The organism is Paenibacillus sp. JCM 9796 (genome assembly GCF_055379675.1).
The window spans coordinates 4,988,083-5,006,665 of record NZ_AP043723.1 but is presented as its reverse complement, the minus strand read 5'-3'; the positions used below and the strand labels follow the sequence as shown (position 1 = coordinate 5,006,665).

Below are 18,583 nucleotides of genomic sequence, written 5' to 3'. Positions count from 1 at the left end.
CGAATCCCCTCTCCCTTTCTGCGCTAAAAAAATAACAACCACGAAGGGTTGTTTTACTTAATCGTTTCTTTGTTTTGGAGCTTCTCGTACGAAATATGATCTTCGTATATTTCTTCTAGCGCCAGGCCAACAAATTTATGCGAGCGTTTTTGACGAACTTCGCTTTTGGCTCCGTCACGCAGCAAGCGCGCCCGTTTGGCGGCTGCGACGACGAGCGAGTATTTGCTGTCGACTTTATCCAAAAGCCGGTCAATGGAAGGATACAACATGTTATTTTCTCACCTCTTCCATCCAATGTTGAATTTTTGACACCATGCGGTCCTTGCGGCAATGTTCCGCCGTCAAGATGCTGCGAATGCGATGGCAGGCCAAATCGACCTGATCGTTCACGATCGCATAATCGTATTGCTCCATCATCGCGATTTCTTCCAAGGCGACCGACATCCGGTTTCTAATGGATTCTTCCGATTCGGTCCCGCGGCCGACGATGCGGCTTTCCAGTTCAGTCAGCGAAGGAGGCAGCAAAAATATAAATACGCCGTTCGGGAACTTTTGTTTCACCTTCAAGGCGCCCTGCACTTCGATTTCCAGAATGATGTCTTTCCCGCTGTTCAACGTATCTTCCACGAATTTGCGAGGGGTTCCGTAGAAATTACCGACGTACTCGGCCCATTCCAGCATTTGGTCCTGTTCGATCAACTGCTGAAAGTGTTCCCTCGACTTGAAAAAATAATTCACCCCGTCGACTTCGCCCTCTCTGGGCGAACGCGTCGTAGCCGATACCGAATAAACGATGTCCGGCGCACAGGCGCGAAGCGCTTTGCATACGGTGCCCTTGCCTACGCCGGATGGTCCGGACAGGACAATCAAAATCCCTTTGTCCGAAGGGGAAACACTTACATTACTCGTCATGATCATCGTCCTTATTGGAAAGTCGGTGTGCCACCGTTTCCGGCTGGACGGCGGACAAGATCACATGATCGCTGTCGGTAATAATCACAGCACGGGTACGGCGACCGTAGGTCGCATCGATCAGCATATGGCGGTCTCGCGCTTCTTGGATAATCCGTTTGATCGGCGCCGATTCCGGACTGACGATGGAAATGATTCGATTCGCGGAAACAATGTTCCCGAAACCGATATTGATAAGTTTGATCGCCATTGAATGGTTCCCCCTGGTTCTTTGCTTCCCTCGGCGTTTCGGTCGCGAGCGGAAAAGAAAGAATGATAGTCCGAATTTACTCGATATTTTGAATCTGCTCGCGTATTTTCTCGAGTTCCGCTTTCATATCCACGACGACGGCGGCAAGACCCGCATGACTCGCTTTCGAGCCGACGGTATTGACTTCCCGGTTCATTTCTTGAACGAGAAAATCGAGCTTGCGACCGACGGGCTCCGTTTCGCTCAGCAGCTTGCGGAATTGCTCCGCGTGACTTTCCAGCCTGATCAATTCTTCATCGATGCTCGCGCGATCCGCGAACAGTGCCACTTCCATAGCCAGACGCGTTTCGTCCAGCTCCGTCTGCTGCAGCATATCCTGAATGCGGCTCCTAAGCTTGACGGCATATTCTTGAATGATCTGAGGTGCAAGCCGGGCGGCGTGCTGCCGGAACCGTTCGATGGCTTCCAAGCGACTGTGAATATCCCCCAGCAAAAAATTCCCTTCCCGCTCCCGCATGGAAACAAGCTCGGAGACGGCGGCATTGGCGCAAGCAGCGATTTCGTATTCAAGCGACTCCTCATCGAGATCCGGTTTGTCGCGGAACGACACAATCCCCGGCAAGCCCAGCACCTCGCGCAGCGTGAGCTCGCCCGTAAGCGAGAGCTTCTCGCGGAGCGCCTCGGCCGCATGGCGGTAGCTTTGCGCCAGCGCCCAATCGATATCGACCTCGAGCGGCGCCTCACGGTCCCGTTCGACCGTAACGAACGCGTCGACGCGTCCCCGCTTCACTCGCTGTTGGATCGCCTGCTTCACCGTATTCTCATAACGGGCAAACTCGCGCGGAAGGCGAACCGCCACTTCGCAGTATCGATGGTTCACCGATTTGAGGTCGATCTGCATCCGAAATCCGGCGATGGAACGCTCAGCTTGTCCGAAACCGGTCATACTCGTCACCATGGCAGTCACATCCGTTACCCTATTTTAATTCATTTTGCAAGTGGGGACAAGTGGAAATCCCTGCGGCCCGCCTTCTCCCACACGTACTGCGTCAGCTCTACGGTCATCTCGTAAGCCATGAACGGCGTCATCAAGTAAATGCCGTTAAACCGCGAAATCGCCACGTCAAGCAGTTCTTTGGCGATTTGCACCCCCATCGCGCGTCCTTCCTCGCCCTTCAACCCGTTCATGCGCCGGCGCACATCGTCGGATAATTGAATGCCGGGCACCTCATTGTGCAGGTACTCCGCATTGCCTCCGCTGGCGAGCGGCATGATGCCAAGGAAGATCGGAATGTTCACATGACGCGTCGCTTGATAGATGCTCTCGATCAGTTCGGCGTTGTACACGGGCTGCGTCATGATGTAGTCGGCGCCCGCCTCGATTTTGCGTTCGAGGCGCTGCACGGCTTTGTCCAAGTATTTGACATTCGGATTGAAGGCGGCCCCGACAATGAAGTTCGCTTTCTTCTTCAACGGCTTCCCGGAGAAAGCAACCCCTTCATTCAGCTGTTTGATCATACGAATGATCTCGAACGAAGTCAAATCGTACACCGAGCTGGAGCCGGGCAAATCGCCGAATTTCGCCGGATCGCCGGTGACCGCGAGCACGTGGTCGATGCCCAGCGCATGCAGCCCCATCATATGCGACTGCGTACCGATCATATTGCGGTCGCGGCATGCGATGTGAATAAGCGGCCGAATCCCGACGCGTTCCTGCACGATCGAACCGAGCGCCAGATTGCTCATCCGCGTCACGGCTAGCGAATTGTCGGCCATCGTCAGCGCGTCGACGCCGACTTCCTTCAAAGCGGCCGCGCCCTGCATAAACTTCGCGATATCCAAATCGCGAGGCGGGTCGAGTTCTACGATAACCGTCGGCCGTTCCTTGACGAGATCGACAATCGTCGGCTCCGCGGGTGGCGGCTCCGTGATCGCGATACCGCGCACCTTCTGCCATTCACTCGTCGCAAAGACGCCGGCTTCGCCGCTTATCCCCCGTGTCTCCGCCCCGCTCTCGTTCGGCATGTAGCCTTCCAGAGCGGCGGCGATGGCGGCGATATGCTCCGGCGTCGTGCCGCAGCAACCGCCGACAATGCGTGCGCCGAGATCGGCGAATTTACGGGCGGACTCGCCGAAATAGGACGGCGTTGCGGCGAACGTATACCGGCCGTCCACGTAATCGGCCAGTCCCGCGTTCGGGAACACCGAGAACGGCGGCTTCTCGTCCATGCCGCTCGCCTGTTCGAGGGAGCGCAGGAGACCGTTCGGGCCGCTGCGGCAGTTGAAGCCGACGACGTCTGCGCCAGCCGCGAGCAGCTTCGAGAAAGCCTCGGGCATCGGCACCCCGTCCATCGTCGCGCCGACGCCTTCGGTCGTAAACTGGCAAATGACCGGCAGCGAGCTGACTTTGCGAATCAGCTTCAGCGCAAGCATCATTTCCTCCAAATCGAAAAACGTTTCAAGCAGCAGCCCGTCCACGCCCGCATCGACCAGCACCTCGATCTGCTGGCGCAAATCTTCCTTGACCTTGGCGGTACGGACGTTCTTCCGTTTGCCTGCGCGAATCGAACCGACAGCCCCGACGACATAGGCATCGTCCCCGACCGCTTGACGCGCCAGCTTCACGCCGGCCCGGTTAATCGCCTCGACTTCTCCCTCCAGACCGAACTTCGACAGCTTCTCGCGGTTTGCGGAGAAAGTATTCGTCTCGATCAACCGCGCGCCCGCTTCATAATATCGCCGATGGACGTCCCGAATGACGTCGGGCTTGAGCAAATTCAATTCCTCGTAGGAGATGCCGACGGGAAAGCCCATTTGATATAAATAGGTGCCCATCGCCCCATCTCCGACCAGCACGCCACGGCGCAGCGCTTCTCTCAAATCCGGTTTCACTCGCGGCCTCCCCTTTCTTGCTTCTTATATAAGTGACGGGAGCGTTCCCGTATACACCGCCTCGGCAGGACCGGTCATGTACACGCGGTTGTCCGTCTCGTTCCATTCGATCAGCAGCTCGCCGCCCTTCAGAGCGACAATGCCCTTCCGGTCCATTTTGCCATTCAACACGCCGGCAACGAGTGTCGCGCAGGCGCCTGTCCCGCAGGCCAGCGTAGGACCGGCGCCTCGTTCCCAGACGCGCATATCCGCATAGTCCCGGCTTTTGACCGTAGCGAACTCGACGTTGATGCGGCGCGGAAACAGCGGGTGCGTTTCCAGCTTCGGCCCCCATGCGGCCAAGTCGAAACGGACCGCGTCCTCCACGAAAATGACGCAGTGCGGATTGCCCATCGATACGGCGGTAAACGTGAATTCACGGCCGTCTACCGCGACCGGATGCTCCAGCACCGGCTCGGCGTCGACCGTCGTCGGCACCTGCAAGCCGGCGAGTACCGGCTCGCCCATATCGACGCGCACCCGGGTCACCCGTCTGTTCTCCACCTGGAGCTGGACGACTTGCGGCCCGGCGCCGATCGTCTCGATCGTCAGCTCGGTTTGCCCCGCATCGACAAGCCCGTTGTCGTAAATGTACTTCGCCGCGCAGCGGATCGCATTGCCGCATTGTTCGGCCTCCGAGCCATCGGAATTGATAATGCGCATCATATAGTCAGCACGGTTGGACGGCAGCACGAACACGAGTCCGTCGGCCCCGATCCCGAAATGGCGGTCGCACAAGCGGACAGCCAGCTCGGAAGCGTCGGCGGGAAGCGTCTCCGTATTGGAAAAAACGATGAAATCGTTGCCCAATCCGTGCATTTTCGTGAAATTCATAGCGAAAACTCCCATTTTTACGGTTTATCCCCTACTATAGCGTAAAAAAGTGACGCTGCAAAGCGGTTCCGCAAAATTTTACCGCATCGCTCCAAAAAAAGCAACGGCCTTAGCCCCTGCGTCGCTGCAGGCGGCTCGGGCCGCATGTTTAGAGATTCTTATCGGACGACGGGCTTCATCGGGTTGCGCCCTTTGGGCAGCGTCGTCTGTTTGCGTTTGGACGTGCTGAGCAAGCTGCCCAGCCCCATAAGGAACGTCGGAATACCCGCGAACACGAGCACAAGCCCCCAATCGACGAGACCGAGCGGCACCGTCTTGAAGATCGGCTGCAGCGCGTCGACGTAAAGCACCGGGAACATCAGCAGCAGCGAAGACGCCACCGCCAGCACGAGCCAAACGTTCTGGAGCGGGTTGCGATGGAATATCGAGCGCGAGCTGCGGCAATCAAACACGTGAATCAACTGAGCCATGACCAGCGTAACGAACGCCACGGTCTGCGCTTTCATGAGCGCGTTCGGGCTATCGGCGCCCTGTTTCAGCGTAATGTAGAATGCCGCCAGCGTACAAAGCCCGATCAAGATGCCGCGGCTGACTATTTTCCAGCCGAGCCGGCGGGCGAAGATGTTTTCTTTGGCCGAACGCGGCTTTTGCTGCATCAAATCTCTCTCTGCCTGGTCGACGCCAAGCGCCATCGCCGGCAGCCCGTCCGTCACCAGGTTCACCCACAAAATTTGAATCGGCACGAGCGGCAGCGGCAGGCCGGCCATCATCGCGAGGAACATCGTCATAATTTCGCCTACATTCGACGCCAGCAGGTATCGGATGAATTTACGGATGTTCTCGTAAATGCCCCGGCCTTCCTCAATCGCCGCCACGATCGTCGCGAAGTTGTCGTCGGACAAGACGAGCGACGACGCTTCTTTGGAGACGTCCGTGCCGCTGATGCCCATCGCAATGCCGATATCGGCCGCCTTGATCGCAGGCGCGTCGTTGACCCCGTCGCCGGTCATCGCAACCGTGTGGCCTTGGCGCTGCAGCGACTTGACGATGCGCAGCTTATGCTCCGGCGATACGCGCGCGTACACGAACACGTCGTTCACCCGCTTATCCAGCTCGTCGTCGCTCATGGCGGCAAGCTGTTGGCCGTTCAAGGCCAGCCCGTCCTGCTGCAAAATGCCGAGCTGCTTCGCAATCGCCTCCGCCGTCGTCTGATGGTCGCCGGTGATCATGACCGTCTTGATGCCGGCGCGGCGGCACTTCACGATCGCGTCACGCACCTCGCGGCGAGGAGGATCGATCATGCCGGTCAGACCGATGAACACGAGCTGACTCTCGACGGTCGACTCGTCAAGATTCCGCTCCGTCGCTTTCAAATCGCGGTACGCAAGACCGAGCACACGCAGCGCGTTTTTGGCCATGCCCTCGGCTGCGGCGAGCACCTTTTGCTTCAGCGTCGAGGTGAACGGAATGACTTTATCGTCCCACAGCACATAGGCGCATTGCTGAACGAGCAAATCCGGCGCTCCTTTCGTGCATGCCATCCGTCCGCCTTGATGCTCGACGATCACGGACATCCGCTTCCGCTCGGAATCGAACGGAAGCTCAAGCGTGCGCCGGTACAGCCCGTCGAGCGATTGTTTCGTAAGACCCGCTTTTGCTCCGAGCACGGTCAGCGCGCCTTCCGTCGGGTCGCCTTTAATCGCCCAGACGCCGCTCCGCTCGGTCGTCTCCTTCTTCTTCTTCGTTTCATTCGCTTCTTCATATAGCATGGCGTTATTGCACAGCACGGCGACCTGGAGCAGACGACGGAGCATCTGATTGTCGCGCAGGTCGGCGGGCTTGCCCCGGTTCATGATGCTCCCGTTCGGCTCGTACCCGTCGCCCGTCACCTCCAGCACCTCGCCGCCCAGCCACAGGTGCGTCACGGACATTTTGTTCTGTGTCAGCGTGCCGGTCTTATCCGAGCAAATCACCGACGCGCAGCCGAGCGTCTCGACCGACGGCAGCTTGCGGACGATCGCCTTGCGCTGAATCATCCGCTGCACGCCGAGCGCGAGCGCGATCGTGACGATCGCCGGCAGCCCTTCGGGAATCGCGGCGACCGCCAGGCTGACGCCCGCGAGAAACATGCCGTAAGGCTCTTGGCCGTGTACAATCCCCGCGACGACGACAAGCACCGTCAGCGCCAGCGCGACGATGATCAATATTTTACCGAGCTGCTCGAGCCGATGCTGCAGCGGCGTTTCCATGGCATCGGTATTCTGGATAAGATCGGCGATCTTGCCCATCTCCGTCTGCATGCCGGTGCGTACGACAACCCCTCTGGCCGTTCCCCGGGTGACCATCGTTCCCATGAAACCGAGGTTGCGCTGATCGCCTAGCGGAATATCGTCCTGCGTCAGCGGGGATGTATGCTTGGCCACCGGCACGGACTCTCCGGTTAGAGCCGATTCCTCGATGTAAGTGCCGAACGTTTCGATGAAACGAATGTCGGCCGGCACCCGGTCTCCGCTTTCGAGCAGCACGAGATCGCCGGGCACGAGATCGCGGGCCGGAATCAGCTCGAGCTTGCCCGCTCTTACCACCTTGGCGTTCGGGGCCGACAGTTCCTTCAGCGCGCGCAGCGAACGCTCCGCCCGAAACTCCTGGGCAAAGCCGAGAATGCCGTTCATAATGATGATCGCAATGATCGTAATGGCATCCAAATACTCCCCGAGCAATCCGGAAACAAGCGTGGCTCCTACCAGTACAAGCACCATAAAATCTTTAAATTGATTCAGGAACAACGTGATCGGCGAGATGCTCTGACCTTCGGCCAGCTCGTTCTTGCCCTGCGAGCCGAGCCGCTTGTCCGCCTCCTCCCAGCTCAAGCCTTGTGAGGGCTCTGTTCCCGACGACTGCAAGATCTCCTCGGCCGTCCATTGATACCACGGTTTCTGACTCATCTGCTCATTCCCTCCCATAAGGTTGTCTAGGGTAAATGTATTCAGACAAGCCGCAAATTAGCACGTTTTCCTGCAGCTGCAAAAAGACCTTAAGTTTTTGATGAAAATATGGCATGATAGGGGGTAGCGTTTAAAACTTAGCCTACGTTTGCCCGCAACGCGTGTCCGGTCCGGCTGGTAAGCCCGGCCGCGCCGCAGCGGCAAACACGATTGGAGTTGTTCCCTCATGTCTTTTGACGGTCTCGTTACACACGGGCTCGTAAGCGAGCTGCAAAGCCTCCTGCCCGCCCGTATCAATAAAGTGCAAATGCCCTCCGCGAACGATATCGTGATGCAGCTTCGCGCCGGAGGCAAAAATACGAAGCTTCTGTTATCGGCCAGCCCGACCTATCCGCGTGTACACGTTACGGAGGAAAGCTTCTTGAATCCACTCGAAGCGCCGATGTTCTGCATGCTGCTGCGCAAGCATTGCGAGAACGGCATCATTGAAGCGATCGATCAGCCGGGCATGGAGCGCGTCATCCGCTTCCACATCCGGCAGCGCGACGAGCTCGGCGACCTGTCCTTGAAGACGATCGTCGTGGAAATTATGGGCCGCCATAGCAACATTATTTTGCTAGACCCGGCGACCGGCACGATTCTGGACGGCATTCATCACGTCACACCGGCGATCAGCAGCTACCGGATCGTCATGCCCGGCGTACGTTACACGGCTCCGCCGGAGCAGCACAAGACGCTGCCGCTCGGCCTGAGTGCGGACGCATTCGAGCAGCAGCTCGGCGATACGGCCGCCGGGCTGCTGGAAGCCGGCGGGGAATACGGCGCCCGGCTGTGGGAGCAAGCGATCGTACAGCGCTTTAGCGGCATCAGCCCGCTTGTGGCGCGCGAGCTCGCATACCGCGCCTTCGGCGGCGCCTTTGACCCGGAGCTTGACGCGGCCTCAGCCGTACGCAAGCTGTGGGAGCCGTTCCATGAGCTCATCGGCAAGCTGGAGCGAAGGCAGCTGACGCCTGTCATAACCGAGCATCCGTCGTCGGGAAAGAGCTACTTCTCCATCCTCGAACTGACGCATATCGGCGGCGGCATGCGCCGATTCGATTCGATAAGCGCCTGCCTGGAAGCCTATTACAGCGATAAAGCCGAGCGGGATACGGTCAAGCAGCGGGTCAGCGACCTGTTCCGCTTACTGACGAACGAGCGGACCAAGAACGTGAAGAAGCTGGAGAAACTGGAGGAAACGCTGCAGGACGCGCAGCAGGCCGATCGTTTCCGGATTCTCGGCGAGCTGCTGACCGCCTCCATGCATCAGATCCGCAAAGGCGACAGCCGTATCGAAGTGATTAACTACTACGATGAAGAACAGCGTCCGATCGAAATCGAGCTGGACCCGCTGCTGTCACCGTCTGAAAATACCCAGCGGTACTTCAAAAAATATACGAAAGCCAAAAACAGCCTAAGCGTCGTGAAGGAGCAAATGCAGCAGGCGCACGAGGAAATCGCCTATCTGGACAATTTGCTGCAGCAGCTTACGAGCGCGAGCCTCTCCGATATCGAGGAAATCCGCGAGGAACTGACAGAACAAGGTTACTTGCGCGACCGCGGCAAGAAGGGCAAGCGCAAGAAGGCAAACGCCAGGCCGCAGCTCGCCTGCTACACATCCAGCGAAGGCATTGCTCTTTATGTGGGCAAGAACAATACGCAGAACGAGTACTTGACCAACCGGCTCGCCGGACCCGGCGATACGTGGCTGCATACGAAGGATATTCCCGGCTCTCACGTTGTCATTCGCAGCGCGGAATTCGGCGACGCCACGCTGCTCGAAGCGGCGCAGCTCGCCGCGTATTACAGCCAAGCGAAGGAATCCAGCGGAGTGCCGGTCGATTATACGCTGGTCAAGCACGTCCGTAAACCGAGCGGCGCCAAGCCCGGCTTCGTCATCTACGATCATCAGAAGACGCTGTTCGTCACACCGGACCCCGAACGGATTAAACAGCTGCCCTTTACCGTGAAATAACGTTCGCCGCCGGGAGAACGACATAAAGACCGCCGGTCCCTTGATGAAGCAGCAAGGACATGCTGCATTCCGGGACAGGCGGTCTTTTTTTTTGCGCTTCACCCGCTTCCCCCACATATAGGAAGGCTGGTACGCTTTCCCTTGCGCCAAAAAAGATCTGCTGGGTCTTGTATTGGAAGAAAATCAGGAGATCGTCGGCAGCTGAATGACAACGGCCGTTCCGACATTTTCTTTGCTCGTAATTACCATCACGCCTTGATGGTTTTCAATAATTTTATAGCTGACCATCAGACCCAGGCCGGTCCCATTGCTTTTCGTCGTGTAGAACGGTTCTCCGAGACGCGCAAGCTTCTTTTCGGGAATACCGCAGCCATGATCGATAAACCCGATGTTCACCATACCGTCTGCTGCAAGGCGCGCGCGCACAATTAATTGTCCGCCGTCCGGCATCGCCTCGACGCCGTTCTTCACCACATTAATGAATACCTGCTTTAATTGGTTTTCCACACAACTGATGAGCGGCAGCGGATCGTCGATTTCATTGACGATTTCGACATTCGTAATGATCGCCTGCGTATCAAGCAGCATGATCACATCGTTCAGAATGGAGGAGACCGACTTCGGCAAATAATCGACCGCCTGCGGCTTCGCGAGCACGAGGAGCTCGCTGACGATTTGCTCGATCCGCTCCAGCTCGGCGGACATGATCGATAAATAACTATCGTTATGAGCCCCCGAACGGAGCAGCTTGGTGAACCCTTTCAGCGCGGTAAGAGGGTTGCGGATTTCATGGGCGATGCCCGCTGCGAGCTGGCCGACGGCCGAAAGCATTTCCGACTTGCGCAGCAATTCTTCCGTATGTCTCCGCTCGGACATATCTTCAGCGATTTTCAGATAATGAATCGTCTGTCCTTCGCTATCTTTGATCGGCAAAAACTTGACCGATTCCCAGTAAGTCAATCCGTTCCTGCTGTGGCTCTCCAGCTCGCCCTTCCACTCTTGACCCTCCGACAGCAGGCTCCAAATTTCCGTGAACGGCACGCTGGAACCTTCCCAATGCTGCAGTTCTCGAATGTGCCCGCCTATGGCGTCGGCCGGCTCGAATCCGGTCACTTCCGTGAATTTCGGATTGACGTATTCGATGGTCCCGTCCAAACCGGCAATGACGGTAATCGACGGGCTTTGTTCAATGGCGTACGACAGCTTCAGCATTTCGATATTGGCGCTCTTCAGCTCGGTAATATCGACAAAAGTAAGCACGATTCCTTTAATAACATTGTCGCTCGTCCGATACGGCAGCACGCGCATGCTGTACCATTTGCCGCCTTGGTTCTGGATCTCCCGCTCTTCGGGCACTAACGTTCGGAGCACTCGCTTCGCGTCTTCCACGAAGCCGTTATAGCGGAAGTTGTGCGAGATGTGCGCGAGCGGCCGGCCGCAGTCGGCATCCAGCAAATTGATCTCCTGAGCGATCACTGGCGTGAACCGGCGAATGCACATATTCCGGTCCAGAAAAATGGTGCCGATCCTTGTGCTGACCAGAAAGTTATCGATATCATTGTTCAAATCGGTCAGTTCTAAAATTTTGTACTGATATTCGAGGTTGACCGTCACCAGTTCCTCGTTGACGGACTGCAGCTCTTCGTTCGTGCTCATCAGCTCTTCATTGGCGGCCACCAGCTCTTCATTGGTCGCCTGCAGCTCTTCGTTCGACGTTTCCAGCTCCTCGATCGTAGCCTGCAGCGACTCTTCGGCCCGCTGCAGCTCCTGCTCGAGCTCCACCATACGCTGGTTTACGTTATTTTCAATATCGAACGATTCGACGACGCGTACCTGCGGCGACTGCTGCTGCGCCGACTCCTCGAACGAAACGAGCACGAGCTTGTCGAACTTTTTATTGGTCAACGAGAACGGCTTGACTATCAGGTTAATGTACGGCGAATGCTCCGAATTGTTGACCTTGATGTCTTTGTAATAAATAGCGCGCCGTTCCCTGCGTACCTTCTGGATCGCCGTAACGATCGCCACCGACAAATGCGCCTCCACCATCTTATAGATGTTCCAGCTCGGCTTTCCGCGCGCAAGCGCCAAGTACGGATTGATGTTGCCGCTCAAGTGCAGCACTTCGTTGTTCTCGTCGATAACCATGCATGGTGGCAAATGTTCATCGACGAACGTCGTGTACAAATCGTCCGTTTTTTTGCAGCCTTGAACCTCTTTCGAGAGCGGAACCCACCTCTGTGCCATCTGATGAATCTTCGGGATATGCGCAGAACCGTTCATTCCGGGAACTCCGGCCGCAGCTTTATTCGAGTTGATGCTGTGCTGCTGAAATATGTTCCATTTACGCTCGAACGGCGTGAACAAATTCGCCAGTCGTCCGAGCGTTTCACTTGGCCCGAGGAACAGATAACCGTTCGGTTTCAAAGCAGCATGGAATAAAGAGATGAGCTTCTGCTGCATGTCCGATTGCAAGTAAATCAGCATGTTGCGGCATGTGATCAAGTCCAAATTATGAAATGGAGGATCTTTGATCATGTTGTGAGACGCAAACACAACCATGTTGCGGATTTCTTTGTTGATCTGGTGCATATCGCCGATTTGCGTAAAATACGTCTTGCGAAGCCGCTTGGAGACGCCCTTCATGGCAGCTTCCGGATACACGCCATGTCCCGCGAAATCAATCGAGTCTTGATCCAGATCGGTTGCGAAAATTTTTACCGAGAACGATTGCCCGGTCTTCGCCATATGCTGGTGAAACAATATCGCCAGCGAGTACGCCTCTTCTCCGGTCGAGCAGCCGGCCGCCCATATTCGGATTTGCCGCTCGCTTTGCTTGCTTTCCAAGATCGCGGGAATCACTTTGTGCTGCAGCGCCTCGAACGCTTGTGCATCGCGAAAAAAGCGCGTAACGCCGATCAGCAGGTCCTTGACGAGCGAACCGAGCTCGTTCTCGTCGTTCTGCAGCAGCTGCAAATAATCGGCCTGCTTGTTCATGCCGATCATGCTCATTCGACGCTCCATGCGACGGAAGATGCTGTTCTGCTTGTAGTGCGAAAAATCGATGCCTCTGGACATGTTCAGCAATTCGAAAACGCGCTGCATCGTTTGCTCGTCCCAACCGACGATAGATGGCAGCGCTTCGTCCCCCGGCATATCCCTTTCTTTCTCATGATCGACGACCGCCCGACCCAACAAGTAATTGGCTATCGCGCTCGGCGCAAGCACGTGGTCGACGCAGCCGGTCGATCGGGCGCTATTCGGCATCCCGTCGAATTTCGCCGACTTCTCGTCCTGCACGATAACCAGACCCCCGTGCTCCTTGATCGCCTCCGCACCGCGCGTGCCGTCGCTTCCCGTGCCGGACAAAATGACGCCGACCGCTTGGGTGCCCACATCCATGGCCAGCGAAGTCAGAAACATGTCGATCGGCAGATAAAGACCGGCCGATTGCAAATAACCGGTCACTTGCAGCTTTCGGTTGTTGATCGTAATCGCTTTGCGCGGCGGAATCAAATAGACGCAGTTCGGCTTCACCTCCATTTGATTCTCCGCTTCGTATATGCGCATCCGAGTGTTCTTGGCCAAAATCTCCGCCATGAAACTCTTGTAATTCGGTGAAAGATGCTGAATGACCACAAAAGACAAGCCACTGTCCGCTACCATATGATCGAAGAAGTGCTGCAGCGCCTCCAGACCGCCTGCAGAGGCGCCAATTCCTACGATATAACCGCCCGCAGCAGGCTGCTTCCGTCTTTCTTGTATCGCTGGTTTATCACTCATTCACCTCAACCTCATTTCATTCGGCGTTGTTCGGCACACCGTTGTCCAGTCTATTATATCAAAATGGGTACTCTGCATCAAAATCCCTATTAACCCAACATATACCTTTTTTCGGCCCGTCGCCCTATGCGAGTGATGATGTTGCACGGCGGCGCTTCCGCCAGATGGGCTGCAAAATGTGCACGACCTGCAGCGCAAATAAGCCCGGGGCTGACAAGCTCCCGGGCTTTGCTTTATTAACTTTCGTATTCGCGCACCGCTTCATTGGCGAACTAGCGCCGTGCTGTCCGGCTGAATCACGATCTCCGGACGACCTACGCCGATATACCGGATGCCGTGCTTCGCCATTTGGACCGGATCGAAGCAGTTGCGGCCGTCGATCACGACCGGCCTGGCGAGCCTTGCCTTTACTTCCTCAAGGTCCAGCGTCCGTACGGCGCTCCATTCCGTCGTAACGACCATCGCATCGGCGCCGGTTAACGCTTCGTAGGGGTCGCTGACGTAAACCGCGCCGTCCAAACTCAGAACATCCGCCGCAAGCTCAGCGGCGACCGGGTCATATGCGCGTACGCGAAAGCCGCGTTCCACCAGCATGCTTAAGATATCGAGCGCCGGTGCGTCGCGCAGATCATCGGTCTCCGGCTTGAACGTCAAGCCCATCAGCGCTACCGTGCAGGGGCCTCCCAGCGTCTGCTCGATCTTATCTGCGAACCTCTCCCGCTGGCGGCGGTTCACCTCGATGACCGACCGCAATATAAGAAAATCGTAATCGACATGCTCCGCCAAGCGGAGCTGTGCTTTCGTATCCTTCGGAAAGCAGGAGCCGCCGTACCCGATGCCCGCCTCCAGAAAGTGCGGTCCGATGCGCCGGTCCATCCCCATCCCTTTGGAGACGAGGTCGATGTCGGCGCCCACCTTCTCGCATACGTTTGCCATCTCGTTAATGAACGAGATTTTGGCTGCCAGGAAGGCATTGGACGCATATTTGATCAGCTCGGCGCTCTCTCGGTCCGTGTACAGCACCGGTGCACCGAAGGACGCATGGAGCGCGGCAATTCGTTCCGCCGCGTCCCGGCGGTCCGCGCCGATGACGATCCGGTCAGGTTGCAGCGTATCCCGAATTGCCGAACCCTCCCGCAGAAACTCCGGATTAGACACGACATCGAACGCCAGAGGCTTGCGTAAAGCTGTCTCAATCCATCCTTCCACGAGCCGCGACGTGCCGACCGGCACCGTGCTTTTCATCACAATGAGCTTTGGCGCGTCCATCGCCTCCGCAATTTCAGTAACGGCTGCCTGGACTTGGCTTAGATCGACCTCGCCGTTCGGGAGCGTCGGAGTGCCGACAGCCAGAAACACGATATCCGATTGACGCACCGCGTGCTTCAGATCGGTCGTAAAGGCCAGTCGCCCGCCTTGCAGATGCCGCTGCACCATTTCATCCAGGCCCGGTTCATAGATGGGAATATGACCGCTTTGCAGGAGCTGTATTTTCTCCTCCGCCCGATCCACGCCAATGACGAAATGCCCGGCTTCTGCATAACAGGTGCCGGAGACGAGTCCGACATACCCGGTTCCTACCACTGCAATCCGTTCGAACATAAACGCCTCCCGATTCCTGATTCGATTCGCCCGTTACAAACCTAACCGCCCGCGCAAATATCGCTCAAGCGGCCCTTTCAACTCGTCGCGCTCGAGCGCCATCTCGACGGTTGCTTCAATATAGCCGAGCTTATCGCCGACATCGAAGCGTCGACCGCCGACCGGCATCATCACCATACGCTGCTGCCCGTTCAGCACCCGCAGCGAGTCGGTCAATTGAATTTCTCCGCCTCGGCCTGGAGCGCTGTTCTCCAGAATGCCGAAAATTTCCGGCATCAATACGTAACGGCCGATGATGGCCTGATTGGACGGCGCCGTATCGCGATCCGGCTTCTCCACCAAATCCTCGATCCAAAGAAAGTCCGATGCCTCCTTCACCGGAGACAAAATCCCGTACTTGGACACGTCCTCCCACGGCACTTCCTGCGCACCGATGACCGAGGTGCCCGTCATGCTGTGCAAGTCGATCATTTGCTTCAAGCAAGGCGGGTCCGACTGAATGATGTCGTCGCCGAGCAGCACGGCGAACGGCTCGTTCCCGATAAATTTGCGGGCGCACAAAACCGCGTGGCCGAGGCCGAGCGGCTGCTTTTGACGTATGTAATGAACGTCAGCCAGATTGGAAATCGACTGGACCATCTGGAGCAGTTCGGTGTTTCCTTTTTCCTCCAGGATCATCTCCAGCTCGGCCGACTTGTCAAAATGGTCTTCGATCGCCCGCTTGTTGCGGCCCGTCACGATGATGATATCTTCGATTCCCGAAGAAATCGCTTCTTCCACAATATATTGAATCGCCGGTTTGTCGACGATCGGCAGCATTTCTTTTGGCTGCGCTTTCGTTGCCGGCAGGAACCGGGTTCCCAGTCCTGCCGCCGGAATAATCGCTTTGCGTACGCTCATGTCCTCACTCCTCTTCTCTGTTTCAGCCTCTCGACGACCTCAGCGTCGATCCGGCGTCCTCCGACCGGGGCGTGAAACACGACGCCCCCGCGCTCGCCGTGGTAATCGGAGCCCGCCGTGACGACCAAGCCGTAACGATCGGCCATCGCAGCATAGTGAGCCTCCTGCCCGGGCGAATGGTCGGCATGGTAGGCTTCCAGTCCGACCAAGCCTTCCGCGGCAAGAGAAGCGATAAGATCGTCCCGCCCGTATAAGCCGGGATGCGCCAGCACCGGCGCGCCGCCGGCTTCCTGAACCCAGCGAACCGCTTCAAAGGGCGTAATGCGCGGCGGCGACACGAACGCGGCGGCTCCGCTGCCCAGGTAACGCTCGAACGCCTCAGCCATCGATCCGACGTAGCCCTTGCGCACGAGCGCGTCCGCAATGTGCGGGCGCCCTATCGTATCGCCTTGCTTCTTAACGGTCTGCAGCGATTGCAGCACGTCGTCCATCGTCAGGTCGAGGCCGAGCTCGCGCAGCCGCTCCACAATCATCTCGTTGCGCCGGTCGCGCACGCGCCGAAGCTGTTCCAGCCGGGACAACAACACAGGGTCGTCCTTGTCGATCCAATACCCGAGCACGTGGATATCGACCCCTTCATGCATCGTGCTGATCTCTACGCCAGGCACGACGGTGACGCCGTAGACGGCGCCGGCTTGAAGCGCTTCCTCCAGCCCTCCGACCGTATCGTGATCGGTCACCGCGACGGCGCTGAGGCCCGCTTCCGAGGCTAATCTCACATTGTCCGTCGGAGTCCCCGTACCGTCGGAAGCCAGCGTATGCGTGTGCAAATCGGCGAATGCCACTTGAGCCAACATCCCCTTCTCCTTAATGTCAATGCGCTACAGCCATTGGCTGAGATCTCGCTCCCGTAAAAACGTCAAAAACGTTACCGCCGAAATCGGCAGTAAGGTCGAGCTTAAATAAATGGCATGAAAGCTGCGGACGAAGCTTACATCCTTCACATCTTTTACCTGCAGCACCCCCAGCGCAGCCTCGTGTTTAAGCGACGATTGGGACAAGATCGAGATGCCGAGTCCCGCCTCCACCGCCGATTTAACCGCTCCTGTGCTGCCGAGCTCCATCACGATTTTGAGCGAAGACGGGTCATAGCCCGCTCGCGTCAGCTCTTCTTCCATCACACGCCGCGTACCGGAGCCCTGCTCCCGCAGGACGAAAGGGTACTTCATCAGTTCCTCCACCGGCACCAGGTCGAAGTCGCCAAGCGGATGATCCTTCGGCAGGATCAGCTTCAATTCGTCGCTGAGCACGGCTTCCGTATGCAGATCCGAATGCTTCACTTCAGCCTCCACCAGCCCGAACGTAAGCTGATGATTCAGGACTTCCTCCAAAATTTGCTTGGTGTTGATCACCTTCATGCTGACCGAAATATTCGGGTACTCCAAACCGAACGGACCGAGCAAGCGCGGCAGGATGTACTCCCCGACCGTCAGGCTAGCCCCCAGATGAAGCCGGCCCTCCAGCATATGCGTGAACTTTGACATACTAACGTCCGTTTCCTTAATCAGCTCGATACTTTTCTTCGCGTAAGGCAGCAGCGTGCGTCCCGCTTCCGTCAGCTCGACCCGCTTGGTTGAACGGACGAACAGCTTCGTGCCGAAATAATCCTCCAGCGATTGAATTTGCATCGTCACTGCCGGTTGGGTCATATGTAAAGCCCCGGCCGCGTGTGAGAAGCTGCCCTTTTCCGCGACCGTGTAAAAAATGTGAAGCTGATGAAAATTGAGCGCCATAACGTACCTCCGCAAGGGTCTTCCTTCAAATTATATCTAAAATAACGGCGATTAGCCATCCGAACGTTTTAAGCCCGCGTTAAAAATGAAAAAAGGTACGCCTTGAGGGCATACCTTCAATAACGCATCGTAAGTCGGAGAGCTTGGCGTTATCTTCGCTTCCTGCTGTTCTTGATCAATGTCATGCGGCGGGAGTGGCGCAGCCACGAGTAATACGAACGCAAATCGCGCAGTTCCATCGTTTCGGACATCCGTCCGAGAAAGGTGACGACGATCATCTTGTAAGTCGGAGGCCCTGGTTGAGGCCCGGGCTTCACGGTTTCGGCGAATTCGCAGACCATCACCAGATCATCATCGATCAGAAAGACGTCCTGCTCATTTTTGTAGTAAGTCCGAATGGAATTTGATCTTAATTTGCTCCACAAAAATTCGGTGATGTCATGGAAACCGGTTTTCTCGGATTCAACACGATCGGCCCACCGGCTGCGGGCATGATGCGTAATCACGATATCTGTAATTGCTCGACCCCCAAGCACGATCGGGTTGGTATCGTTTCGGTTGTCACGTTCGCCGACTCTGCGTTCTGCCACAAACCAAACCCTCTTCCTACAAAAATAGT

Annotated in this window: 14 protein-coding genes; 1 reads left to right on the top strand and 13 read right to left on the bottom strand. The window is 56.9% G+C overall.

All coding sequences use genetic code 11. The annotated features are described in order from the left end of the window. Positions 1 to 53: 53 nt before the first annotated feature. The 7 genes from rpoZ to ACZ439_RS24010 all read right to left on the bottom strand — a co-directional run bounded on the left by rpoZ (position 54) and on the right by ACZ439_RS24010 (position 7,872). Entirely contained in the window at positions 54 to 269 is a 216-nt protein-coding gene (rpoZ, locus tag ACZ439_RS24040) for a DNA-directed RNA polymerase subunit omega (protein WP_054798758.1), read from the bottom strand. A gap of 1 nt (position 270) precedes the next feature. Further along, positions 271 to 912: a guanylate kinase gene (gmk, locus tag ACZ439_RS24035; protein WP_127608473.1), complete on the bottom strand. Its 642-nt coding sequence runs from the start codon at positions 910 to 912 to the stop codon at positions 271 to 273. Continuing rightward, positions 902 to 1,162 carry an extracellular matrix/biofilm regulator RemA gene (remA, locus tag ACZ439_RS24030; RefSeq protein ID WP_009672664.1) on the bottom strand — a complete coding sequence of 87 codons (261 nt, stop codon included), beginning with the start codon at positions 1,160 to 1,162 and terminating at the stop codon, positions 902 to 904. Before remA ends, gmk begins: the two co-directional genes overlap by 11 nt. Before the next feature lie 76 nt (positions 1,163 to 1,238). After that, on the bottom strand, positions 1,239 to 2,120 hold the full coding sequence (locus tag ACZ439_RS24025) for a YicC/YloC family endoribonuclease (protein ID WP_054798757.1): 882 nt from the start codon (positions 2,118 to 2,120) through the stop codon (positions 1,239 to 1,241). Between the two features lie 29 nt (positions 2,121 to 2,149). Further along, a complete protein-coding gene (locus tag ACZ439_RS24020) occupies positions 2,150 to 4,054 on the bottom strand; it encodes a bifunctional homocysteine S-methyltransferase/methylenetetrahydrofolate reductase (RefSeq protein WP_464620293.1) in 1,905 nt (634 codons plus the stop codon). Between the two features lie 24 nt (positions 4,055 to 4,078). Continuing rightward, positions 4,079 to 4,927 carry a diaminopimelate epimerase gene (gene dapF / locus ACZ439_RS24015; protein WP_464620292.1) on the bottom strand — a complete coding sequence of 283 codons (849 nt, stop codon included), beginning with the start codon at positions 4,925 to 4,927 and terminating at the stop codon, positions 4,079 to 4,081. 158 nt (positions 4,928 to 5,085) lie between these two features. Next, entirely contained in the window at positions 5,086 to 7,872 is a 2,787-nt protein-coding gene (locus tag ACZ439_RS24010) for a calcium-translocating P-type ATPase, SERCA-type (RefSeq protein WP_464620291.1), read from the bottom strand. Between the two features lie 226 nt (positions 7,873 to 8,098). On the opposite strand from ACZ439_RS24010, the gene ACZ439_RS24005 reads away from it, so the two are divergent. After that, on the top strand, positions 8,099 to 9,886 hold the full coding sequence (locus tag ACZ439_RS24005) for an Rqc2 family fibronectin-binding protein (RefSeq protein WP_127608477.1): 1,788 nt from the start codon (positions 8,099 to 8,101) through the stop codon (positions 9,884 to 9,886). A gap of 183 nt (positions 9,887 to 10,069) precedes the next feature. On the opposite strand, the gene ACZ439_RS24000 is transcribed toward ACZ439_RS24005, so the two are convergent. The 6 genes from ACZ439_RS24000 to ACZ439_RS23975 all read right to left on the bottom strand — a co-directional run bounded on the left by ACZ439_RS24000 (position 10,070) and on the right by ACZ439_RS23975 (position 18,554). After that, a complete protein-coding gene (locus ACZ439_RS24000) occupies positions 10,070 to 13,669 on the bottom strand; it encodes a CheR family methyltransferase (RefSeq protein ID WP_464620290.1) in 3,600 nt (1,199 codons plus the stop codon). A gap of 261 nt (positions 13,670 to 13,930) precedes the next feature. Further along, positions 13,931 to 15,271: a UDP-glucose dehydrogenase family protein gene (locus ACZ439_RS23995; RefSeq protein ID WP_054797033.1), complete on the bottom strand. Its 1,341-nt coding sequence runs from the start codon at positions 15,269 to 15,271 to the stop codon at positions 13,931 to 13,933. Positions 15,272 to 15,304: 33 nt separating this feature from the next. Beyond that, positions 15,305 to 16,171, bottom strand: coding sequence for a UTP--glucose-1-phosphate uridylyltransferase GalU (gene galU / locus ACZ439_RS23990; RefSeq protein WP_054797032.1), 867 nt, complete (start codon positions 16,169 to 16,171; stop codon positions 15,305 to 15,307). Then, positions 16,168 to 17,028 (bottom strand): PHP domain-containing protein, encoded by an 861-nt coding sequence (locus ACZ439_RS23985; RefSeq protein WP_054798756.1) that lies wholly within the window; start codon positions 17,026 to 17,028, stop codon positions 16,168 to 16,170. Before ACZ439_RS23985 ends, galU begins: the two co-directional genes overlap by 4 nt. A 24-nt stretch (positions 17,029 to 17,052) precedes the next feature. Further along, positions 17,053 to 17,964 carry a selenium metabolism-associated LysR family transcriptional regulator gene (locus ACZ439_RS23980; RefSeq protein ID WP_054797030.1) on the bottom strand — a complete coding sequence of 304 codons (912 nt, stop codon included), beginning with the start codon at positions 17,962 to 17,964 and terminating at the stop codon, positions 17,053 to 17,055. Positions 17,965 to 18,113: 149 nt separating this feature from the next. Continuing rightward, positions 18,114 to 18,554 carry a hypothetical protein gene (locus ACZ439_RS23975; protein ID WP_127608479.1) on the bottom strand — a complete coding sequence of 147 codons (441 nt, stop codon included), beginning with the start codon at positions 18,552 to 18,554 and terminating at the stop codon, positions 18,114 to 18,116. Positions 18,555 to 18,583 lie beyond the last annotated feature (29 nt).

What these genes read in the sequence shown, in the direction of transcription:
- rpoZ (WP_054798758.1), bottom strand. Translation starts at nt 269, where the DNA reads ATGTTGTATCCTTCCATTGACCGGCTTTTGGATAAAGTCGACAGCAAA.
- gmk (WP_127608473.1), bottom strand. Translation starts at nt 912, where the DNA reads ATGACGAGTAATGTAAGTGTTTCCCCTTCGGACAAAGGGATTTTGATT.
- remA (WP_009672664.1), bottom strand. Translation starts at nt 1,162, where the DNA reads ATGGCGATCAAACTTATCAATATCGGTTTCGGGAACATTGTTTCCGCG.
- ACZ439_RS24025 (WP_054798757.1), bottom strand. Translation starts at nt 2,120, where the DNA reads ATGGTGACGAGTATGACCGGTTTCGGACAAGCTGAGCGTTCCATCGCC.
- dapF (WP_464620292.1), bottom strand. Translation starts at nt 4,927, where the DNA reads ATGAATTTCACGAAAATGCACGGATTGGGCAACGATTTCATCGTTTTT.
- ACZ439_RS24010 (WP_464620291.1), bottom strand. Translation starts at nt 7,872, where the DNA reads ATGAGTCAGAAACCGTGGTATCAATGGACGGCCGAGGAGATCTTGCAG.
- ACZ439_RS24005 (WP_127608477.1), top strand. Translation starts at nt 8,099, where the DNA reads ATGTCTTTTGACGGTCTCGTTACACACGGGCTCGTAAGCGAGCTGCAA.
- ACZ439_RS24000 (WP_464620290.1), bottom strand. Translation starts at nt 13,669, where the DNA reads ATGAGTGATAAACCAGCGATACAAGAAAGACGGAAGCAGCCTGCTGCG.
- ACZ439_RS23995 (WP_054797033.1), bottom strand. Translation starts at nt 15,271, where the DNA reads ATGTTCGAACGGATTGCAGTGGTAGGAACCGGGTATGTCGGACTCGTC.
- galU (WP_054797032.1), bottom strand. Translation starts at nt 16,171, where the DNA reads ATGAGCGTACGCAAAGCGATTATTCCGGCGGCAGGACTGGGAACCCGG.
- ACZ439_RS23985 (WP_054798756.1), bottom strand. Translation starts at nt 17,028, where the DNA reads ATGTTGGCTCAAGTGGCATTCGCCGATTTGCACACGCATACGCTGGCT.
- ACZ439_RS23980 (WP_054797030.1), bottom strand. Translation starts at nt 17,964, where the DNA reads ATGGCGCTCAATTTTCATCAGCTTCACATTTTTTACACGGTCGCGGAA.